Annotated in this window: 8 protein-coding genes; 4 read left to right on the forward strand and 4 right to left on the reverse strand. The window is 69.4% G+C overall.

The features are described from left to right. Positions 1 to 276: 276 nt before the first annotated feature. A complete protein-coding gene (locus ACFWMR_RS41705) occupies positions 277 to 1,257 on the reverse strand; it encodes a hypothetical protein (protein WP_378382393.1) in 981 nt (326 codons plus the stop codon). A gap of 44 nt (positions 1,258 to 1,301) precedes the next feature. Between ACFWMR_RS41705 and ACFWMR_RS41710 the strand changes: the two genes are divergently transcribed. The 3 genes from ACFWMR_RS41710 (at position 1,302) to ACFWMR_RS41720 (ending at position 4,506) form a co-directional block, all read left to right on the forward strand. Beyond that, positions 1,302 to 2,438: a glycosyltransferase gene (locus tag ACFWMR_RS41710; RefSeq protein ID WP_378382394.1), complete on the forward strand. Its 1,137-nt coding sequence runs from the start codon at positions 1,302 to 1,304 to the stop codon at positions 2,436 to 2,438. Continuing rightward, entirely contained in the window at positions 2,435 to 3,667 is a 1,233-nt protein-coding gene (locus ACFWMR_RS41715; RefSeq protein WP_378382395.1) for an RNA polymerase sigma factor, read from the forward strand. The genes ACFWMR_RS41710 and ACFWMR_RS41715 overlap by 4 nt, the downstream gene beginning before the upstream one ends. Positions 3,668 to 3,738: 71 nt before the next feature. Then, complete coding sequence (locus tag ACFWMR_RS41720) at positions 3,739 to 4,506, forward strand: alpha/beta fold hydrolase (RefSeq protein WP_378382396.1); 768 nt, start codon at positions 3,739 to 3,741, stop codon at positions 4,504 to 4,506. Positions 4,507 to 4,591: 85 nt separating this feature from the next. Here the strand turns inward: ACFWMR_RS41720 and ACFWMR_RS41725 are convergent, their stop codons facing one another. Together ACFWMR_RS41725 and ACFWMR_RS41730 are read right to left on the reverse strand one after the other, a co-directional pair. Continuing rightward, the gene (locus ACFWMR_RS41725; protein ID WP_378279128.1) at positions 4,592 to 5,083 is read right to left on the reverse strand and encodes an anthrone oxygenase family protein; all 492 of its coding nucleotides are present in this window, start codon (positions 5,081 to 5,083) and stop codon (positions 4,592 to 4,594) included. Between the two features lie 32 nt (positions 5,084 to 5,115). Next, complete coding sequence (locus tag ACFWMR_RS41730) at positions 5,116 to 5,943, reverse strand: NmrA family transcriptional regulator (RefSeq protein ID WP_378382397.1); 828 nt, start codon at positions 5,941 to 5,943, stop codon at positions 5,116 to 5,118. An 81-nt stretch (positions 5,944 to 6,024) separates the two neighbouring features. Here ACFWMR_RS41730 and ACFWMR_RS41735 point away from each other — a divergent pair, with 81 nt between their 5' ends. Next, positions 6,025 to 6,963, forward strand: a complete 939-nt coding sequence (locus ACFWMR_RS41735) for an AraC family transcriptional regulator (protein WP_378382398.1) — start codon at positions 6,025 to 6,027, stop codon at positions 6,961 to 6,963. Here ACFWMR_RS41735 and ACFWMR_RS41740 read toward each other — a convergent pair. Further along, on the reverse strand, positions 6,942 to 7,895 hold the full coding sequence (locus ACFWMR_RS41740; RefSeq protein ID WP_378382399.1) for a helix-turn-helix transcriptional regulator: 954 nt from the start codon (positions 7,893 to 7,895) through the stop codon (positions 6,942 to 6,944). The two genes, ACFWMR_RS41735 and ACFWMR_RS41740, sit on opposite strands and share 22 nt — an antisense overlap. Between the last annotated feature and the right edge of the window lie 99 nt (positions 7,896 to 7,994).

A 7,994-nucleotide genomic window follows, 5' to 3' on the forward strand; every position in this document is an offset into this window, starting at 1 on the left:
GGGTGGGCGCAGTCGGGGGTAAAACCCGGGGGGCGGGGCAACCTTTGTGAGGTTGTCGTATTGGGGACGCACAACGCCCAAATTCAAAAATCGTCGGCTCCCGGCGAACGCTTCGGCACCGCCTACCTCACATGTGCCGTACCGATCGCCAGGGCAGCACGTCACGAGCGCCACGCTCGTGACGATGAGCGTCCCAAGCGTGGCGCTCGGGACACAGTCACCGGCCTGACACGACTGACTTACCCCTCGATCACGACCACCCAGCCGACGCCTGACTCACCAGGTCGCCGGAGGCCCCTCGACGACCACTGCTTCGTCGGTGGCGGGAGGACGCGCGAGTCCGGCCAGCTGCCGGACGACCTCGTCGTACCGCGCCTGATCAGCCACCGCTCGCGCCCGGGCGCGCTCCAGTTCTTCACCCAGCGCCGACACCCGCGCTTCGGCCAGGCTGCGGGCGGTGTGCTCCTTCGCGAGATCGGCTCGGACGGCGGCACAGTCCTTTTCGGACACCGTCACCCGTGCCTTCGCTTCACCGAGCCGTTCCAGCGAGGCTTCGAGTTCGGCCACGGCGCGCGCCAGCGCGGTGTCGCGCTCACCCAAATCCGCTGTCAGCCTGGCCTTTTCGTCCCGGAGGGCCGCGAAATCCGCGCGCAGCGTCCGAAGTTCGGCGGTCAGGGTGTCGCGGGCGCGTTCGGCCGCCACGGTCGCGGCTTCCGCGGCGCCTCGGGCACGTTCGTGGGCGGCGATCTCGTTCCACGCCCGCTGGCGGGTCTCCTCCGCGTCCTTCAAGGCTTGTTCGGCGGTGCGTTCCGCTTTCGCCTTGGCCAGCTTGTCGTCTCGTGACGCGGCCAGCGCGGCCGCGCGCGCCGTGTCGGCCTTCGCGGCCGCCTGCTGGGCGTCTTCGGCTTCACGCCTCGCGGTGGCCGCCTCGGACTCGGCTTCAGTGACCCGGCCCAGCGCGGCGTCGTCGGCGGCGTCGAACCGTGAGTGCATCGCACCCAGCAGATCCACGAGCGACGTCGCGGTCGGGGTGAACTCGTCCGCGATCCGGCGGACCTCGAGCAGCGGGTCCGCCACGCTCGCCACCGCGGCCGCGCGCCGGGCCCGCGACGCGGCGTCGGCATGCGTCTTGCCGCAGTAGGCCGAAGGCCGTCCGCCCTTGCGTTTGCCCTCGGCGTCCACCGCGGGCGGGGGCAGGGGATTCTCACAGCCTTCCAGCGCACACAGCCGTACCTCGTCGGAGTCCGTATCAATCACGACTGCAGGGTAGCGCCGGGAGAACCGCCGATAGGGTCGACCTTGTGCGTATCCTGTTCACCTTCGCCGGCGGCAACGGTCACTTCCGGCCGCTCGTCCCCCTCGCCCATGCCCTCACCGACGCGGGTCACACGATCGCGTTCACCGGCGAGCCGCTGATGGTCCCGATCGTCGAAGCGGCCGGGTTCACCGCGTTCCCGTCGGGTCCGAACCTCGGCAGCGACGGCACGCGCCGGCCGCTGCTCCCCGTCGACCGGGACCGGGAGGACGCCGACTTTCGCGACGGTTTCGTCCGCCGCACCGCACCTCTGCGTGCGGACGACGTGCTGGCGCTCTGCGAACACTGGGCACCGGACCTCCTCGTCAACGACGAGGCGGATCACGGCCCGATGATCGCCGCCGAAAAGCTCGGTCTCCCCCACGTCACCGTCCTGGTCATGGCCGCCGGAGCTCTCGTCCGCCCCGACCTCGTGGACGAGGCGCTCAACGAGGTCCGCGCCGCCCACGGCCTCGTCCCGCAACGGAACCTCGACCTGGCGTACCGCCATCTCGTGCTCTCCCCGTTCCCTGAAGGCTTCCGCGATCCCCGGTTCCCGCTGCCGCCGACCGCGCAGTTCTTCCACACCCCCGTCCCCGGTCGCCGCGCGGCACCGGAGTGGTACGTCGAGGGCCGCCCGACGGTCTACTTCACCCTCGGCACGATCTTCAACACCGAATCCGGCGACCTGTTCGCCCGGGTGCTGGCCGGGCTGCGGAATGTCGACGCGACCTGCGTGGTGACCGTCGGGAACCTCGTCGACCCCGCGGAGTTCGGCCGGCAGCCAGAGCACATCCACCTCGCCAAGTACCTGCCGCAGGATGACGTCCTCCCGTACTGCGACGCGGTCGTCACCCACGGCGGTTCGGGCAGCCTGCTGGGCGCGATCGCACACGGATTGCCGATGGTGGTGCTGCCGATGGGCGCCGACCAGCCCCACAACGGCGACCGCGTCACCGAACTCGGGCTCGGCACGGTCCTCGACGTCATCGACGCGACACCGGAGGACGTCCGTGAGGCCGTGTCGTCGGTGCTGCGGGAATCGTCCTACCGGGAAGCCGCGGCGCGGCTACGGGACCAGGTCACCGCGTACCCGTCGCCGGAGAAGATCGTTCCGCTGCTGGAAGGACTGCCGCTCCGGTGACCACCGACCTCGGCACCGCGATCACCCGGGCGTTCCGTGAGGAGTCGGGCCAGGTGATCGCCACCCTGATCCGCGTCACCGGCGATTGGGACCTGGCCGAGGAATGCGTCCAGGAGGCGTTCGCGCTCGCGCTGCGCACCTGGCCCCGCGACGGTGTCCCGGCGAAACCCGGCGCTTGGCTGACCACGGCAGCGCGCAACCGGGCCATCGACAGGATTCGGCGAGAGGCGGTCGGCGCGGAGAAACTGCGAGAAGCCGCGGAGCTGACCTCCGCCGCCGAACCGGAGTGGGACGAGAGCGGCGTCCACGACGACCGGCTCCGGCTGATCTTCACCTGCTGCCATCCCGCGCTACCGCTGGAGGGCCAGATCGCGCTCGCGCTGCGGACTCTGGCCGGGCTCACCACCGCCGAAATCGCCCGCGCCTTCCTCGTTTCCGAGACGACGATGTCGCAGCGCCTGGTCCGGGTGAAACGGAAGATCCGCACCGCCGGTATCCCGTACCGGGTCCCGCCGTCGGATCTGCTGCCCGAACGCACGGCCGCGGTACTGGGGATGCTGTATCTGCTGTTCAACGAGGGATACTCGGCCAGCGCGGGCACCGATCTGCTGCGGCCCGACCTGTCCGCCGAGGCCATCAGGCTCGCCCGGATCCTCGCCGGACTGATGCCCGGCGAACCGGAGGTCCTCGGCCTCTTGGCACTGCTTCTCCTGCACGACGCCCGCCGGGCCACGCGGATCGACGACGAGGGCACGCTCGTGTCCCTCGAAGACCAGGACCGCGACGGCTGGAACACCACCGCGATCGCCGAAGGCACCGAGTTGCTGGAGACCGCGCTCCGCTACGGAGTCCCGGGGCAGTACCAGATCCAGGCCGCCATCGCCGCCTGTCACGCGACGGCGGCCCGCGCTTCCGACACCGACTGGGCCCAGATCGCCGCCCTCTATGGCGAGCTGCTGCGGTTCGTGCCCTCACCCGTCGTCGAGTTGAACCGGGCGGTCGCCGTCGCGATGGCCGAAGGCCCCGAGGCTGGGCTCGACCTGGCCGACCGGCTCACCTCGGACGGCACCCTCCCCGGCTACCACCTGTTGCCCGCGACCCGTGCGGACCTGCTCCGGCGTCTCGACCGTTTCGACGAGGCCGCCGACGCCTACCGCGAGGCGCTCGCGCTGGCCGGTACCGACGCCGAACGCGCCTACCTGTCGCGGAAACTCGCCGAATTCTCCTGACACGGGGTGTCTGTTCGCGGGGACGCCGTTCGTCGGTGGGCGACAGGAACCGAAAACGAAAGGGTCAGCTCATGGCCACGCTCGACGTCCCCGGCGCCCGGCTCCACCACACCGTCACCGGCAGCGGCCCGGCGCTGCTGTGTATTCCAGGCGGGGCTTCGGATTCCGGCGTGTTCGCCCCGATCACAGGGCTGCTCGGGGAGCACTGCACGGTGATCACCTACGACCCGCGCGGGATCTCCCGTAGCGTCCTCGACGATCCTGATGAAAAGCAACGGATCGAGGTCCACGCCGACGACGCGCTGCGCCTGCTCGACAGCGTGAGCGACGAACCCGCGATCGTCTTCGCGTCCAGCGCCGGGTGCATGCAGGCCTTCGACCTCGTCACCCGCCACCCCGGGCGGGTGTGTGCGCTCATCGCGCACGAGCCGCCGCTGACGGATCTGCTGGACGGACAGCCCGGCATCGATCCCGACGAGCTTCTGCACATTTACCAGGATCGCGGCATCGAGGCGGCGATCGGGAAGTTCATGGCCGAAGCCGGGTTCGCGGGCGGCGGTGTCTCACCGGAGATGCGCAAGAACTTCGAGTTCTTCATCGTCCACCTGATGAAGGCGATCGGGGACTTCACGCCGGACTACGAGACGCTGCGGGCGTCCGGGACCCGGATCGTCGTCGGTGTCGGGGAGGACTCGGCCGGGCAGCCCGCTCACGAAGCAGCGGTGCTCGCCGCCGGTCGTCTCGGAGTCGAACCGACCCGCTTCCCCGGTGACCACGTCGGTTTCGCCGTGGATGCCGTGTCGTTCGCTCCGCGGCTTCGGGCGGTTCTCGAGGCCTGACCGCCTCCGGATGTCATGAAAGGGTCGTTCAAGACGTTTTCTGTCCTGAACGACCCTTTCATGACACACCTGGAGTGGGCGCGGATCAGGCGCGGACGTGCGCGATCAGCCCACCCACCAGGGCACCGAAGCCGCCGATCGCGGCCAGGGTCCGGACCAGGTTCCACCGCTCCCAGACACCCTCGAACTTCGACCGCAGCGCCTCGAAGTCGGTGCTGTCGCCGTCGAACCCGGCCTCGAGGGCGTTGTTCAGCGGCACGTTGATGGCCATGGTCACGATCAGCATCACCAGCAGCAGGACGAATCCCGCGATGATCCACGGCAGCGCGGACCGCAGTTCCGACCGGAAGTGCAGCGCCGCGGCGGCCGCGGCGAGCAGTGGTGCGCCACCGAAACTGAGTGCGAACCAGCCGTTGAGGATCGCGATGTTGATCTCCCGCATCCCCGTGACATACGTCCGGGCGTCGGCCCGCCCCAGCCCCGGCATGACCGAGCACGTGTAGGCGTAGAACAGGCCGGCGATCAATCCCGCCGCGATGACGGCCGCGATCAGGACGATCTCGCTCAGCGTCGACATTCCGGTCTTCTCCCTTCTCATAGCAGCTTGCTTCATCGATTCCAGACCCCAGTGGCCGCGGCCTTCGCGGCGTAGTCGGAGAAGTCCCTCGCGGGCCTGCCCAGCACCTTCTCGACGTCATCGGTGAGGGATTCGTTCCGACCGTCGAGGACTCGCGTGAACAGGTCGGTCAGTCCTTCGATCTCCTCTTCCGGGACGCCCTGTTCGGCCGCTCCCGCCGCGAACTCCGCCGCGGAAACCGGAACGTACCGGACATCCCGCCCCGAAGCCTTGCCGATTTCGGCCGCCGCGTCCGCGAAACCCAGCAATCGGGGTCCCGTCAGCTCGTACACCCGGCCGTCGTGCCCGTCGGCGGTCAGTGCCGTCACGACGACGTCGACGATGTCCTCGACGTCGATGAACGGCTCGGTCACCTGTCCCGCGGGCAGCACGATCTCGCCGGCGAGCACCGGTTCCAGCAGGAAGTGCTCGCTGAAGTTCTGCGCGAACCAGCTGGCCCGCACGACCGTCCACTCGGCACCGGAGTCCCGGACACCCTGTTCGCTGACCACGGCTTCCTCTTCGCCGCGGCCGGAAAGCAGGACCAGCCGCCGGACACCGTGATCGACGGCAAGTTTCGAGAAGTCGCGGATCGCCTCGGCCGCGCCGGGGAAGGCGAGGTCCGGGTAGTAGGTCAGGTAGGCCGCGCCGATGCCGGTGACGGCGGCGGTCCAGGTCGAGCGGTCGTTCCAATCGAAAGCGGGCCGCGAAGCCTTTCGGACATCGATCCCGAGATCGGTCAGTCGCTGCGCCACCCGGCTCCCGGTCTTGCCCGTCGCACCCAGGACCAGGACCGTCTCGTTGTTCTTCGTGTTTGTCATGGCACTAGTCAAGCGCCTCAGAATGAGACGAAACATAGTTCAGAGGCTCTCTTCCATGTTTCATCGTCTACACTTCTCGGCATGGATCCTCTCGCCGGTCTGCTCGACGGACCCCGCGCCCGCGGCGCGTTCCTGCTGAAGTCGGTCATGACCCCGCCGTGGTCGTTGCGTGTCGAGGACGAGGCGCCGCTGACGGTGATGGCACAGGTCCGCGGCGAGTCCTGGGTCATCCCCGATCGCGGGGAGCCCGTCCGGCTCGGCACCGGTGACATCGCCATCGCGCGGGGCCCGGACCCGTATCTCGTCGCGGACGATCCGGCCACCCCGCCGCAGGCGATGATCCTGCCTGGACAGGAGTGCCTGACCCCGGACGGACAGCACCTCACCGAACTGTCGGACCTCGGTGTCCGCACCTGGGGCAGCGACCCGAACGGCCCCGTCGTGCTGCTCACCGGCACGTACCCGCTGGAAGGCGAAATCAGCAAACGGCTCCTCAACGCGCTCCCGCCCATGCTGGTCGTGCGGGACGAGGAATGGGAGAACCCGCTCGTGCCGCTGCTCGCCGGGGAGATCGTCAAGGACACGCCGGGACAGGAAGCCGTTCTCGACCGGGTGCTGGATCTGCTCCTGGTCGCCGCGCTGCGGACCTGGTTCGACAGGCCTGGTGCCGCGGCACCCGCGTGGTATCGCGCGCACAGTGATCCTGTCGTCGGGCGAGCGCTGAAGCTGTTGCAGCACAAGCCTTCCGAACCGTGGACCGTGGCGAGTCTCGCGGCCGACACCGGGGTCTCCCGGGCCGCGTTCGCCCGGCGGTTCACCGCGGCGGTGGGTGAACCGCCGATGGCCTACCTTGCGAGCTGGCGTATCGCGCTCGCCGCGGATCTCCTGCGCCAGCATCCCGACGTGACGATCGGCGCTGTCGCACGGCAGGTCGGCTACGGCAGTTCGTTCGCGCTCAGCACCGCGTTCAAACGCGAGCACGGCGTCAGCCCGCAGGGTTACCGCACCGGCGTCGCGTAACGCTCGACCAGTTCCGCGCCGATCCGCGCCAATTCCTCCTGGACCGAAGGCGGCCCCAGCACGTCGATCATCGAGCCCCAGCCGGCGAGCTGCTGGGCGATCATCCACGCCACCGGCGCCGACACCGTCACCCGTACACGCCCGTCGTCGAGCGTCTCCTCGACGTGCGCCTGCCGTCCGAAGTGGTCCTGGAGGATCGGCAGATGCCGCTCGGCGATGAGCACGGTCGCGTCCAGCCCGGAACGGTGTTGCTCGACCTGATCGACCACCTGCTCCCACGCCCGCGACAGTTCGAAATCGTCCGGCCGTCCGGCGGGCAGGTCGGTCACGGTGACCTCGGACATGCGGTCGGCACGGAAGGTCCGCTGGCCATTCTCGGTGCCCGCGATGAGATACCAGACGTCGTCCTTGTCGACGAGCCCCCACGGATCCACGACCCGCTCGACCGGTTCCGCGCCCTTCTTCGCGTAGCCGAAGCGGACTTTGCGGCGGCGGACGACCCCGGCCTGCAGCACGGTGAGCGGTTCGGGGCGTTCCTTTTCCCGCTCGCCCCAGCCTGACGGATCGACGACGACCGCGTCCGCCGCGGCCCGCGCGTCGGCCCGGAAGGTGTCCGGCAGGGCACGGACCAGCTTCCGCAGCGCGGATTTGACCTCGGGCGAGATCGACGCGGCCGGGCCCGCGAGCAGGAACAACGCCTGCGCCTCCGAGGCCGACAGTCCACTGAGGTCGGTCCGCGCGCCGCCGATCAGCGACCACCCGCCACCCCGGCCGGGTTGCGGGTACACCGGAACACCCGCCGTGGACAACGCTTCGAGGTCACGCCGGGCCGTGGCGACGGAGATCTCGAGTTCGTCCGCCAGTTCGGAAGCCGTGACGCGGCCCCGGGCCTGCATCAGCAGGAGGGTGGCCACCAGGCGATCGGCACGCATGCGCTCAGTCTGGCAGCCAAACCGCTCATCCGATGCGCACTTTCGTCTTCGCGTTTCGTCCACTGAATGCGGTACTTCTCGATGCCAACTACCGCATTC

This window comes from Amycolatopsis thailandensis, from assembly GCF_042723255.1.
In the GTDB taxonomy this organism is placed as follows: domain Bacteria; phylum Actinomycetota; class Actinomycetes; order Mycobacteriales; family Pseudonocardiaceae; genus Amycolatopsis; species Amycolatopsis thailandensis.

Bases quoted from the DNA above. Each gene is read 5' to 3' on its own strand.
- ACFWMR_RS41720 (WP_378382396.1), top strand. From the start codon at position 3,739: ATGGCCACGCTCGACGTCCCCGGCGCCCGGCTCCACCACACCGTCACC.
- ACFWMR_RS41725 (WP_378279128.1), bottom strand. From the start codon at position 5,083: ATGTCGACGCTGAGCGAGATCGTCCTGATCGCGGCCGTCATCGCGGCG.
- ACFWMR_RS41730 (WP_378382397.1), bottom strand. From the start codon at position 5,943: ATGACAAACACGAAGAACAACGAGACGGTCCTGGTCCTGGGTGCGACG.
- ACFWMR_RS41735 (WP_378382398.1), top strand. From the start codon at position 6,025: ATGGATCCTCTCGCCGGTCTGCTCGACGGACCCCGCGCCCGCGGCGCG.
- ACFWMR_RS41740 (WP_378382399.1), bottom strand. From the start codon at position 7,895: ATGCGTGCCGATCGCCTGGTGGCCACCCTCCTGCTGATGCAGGCCCGG.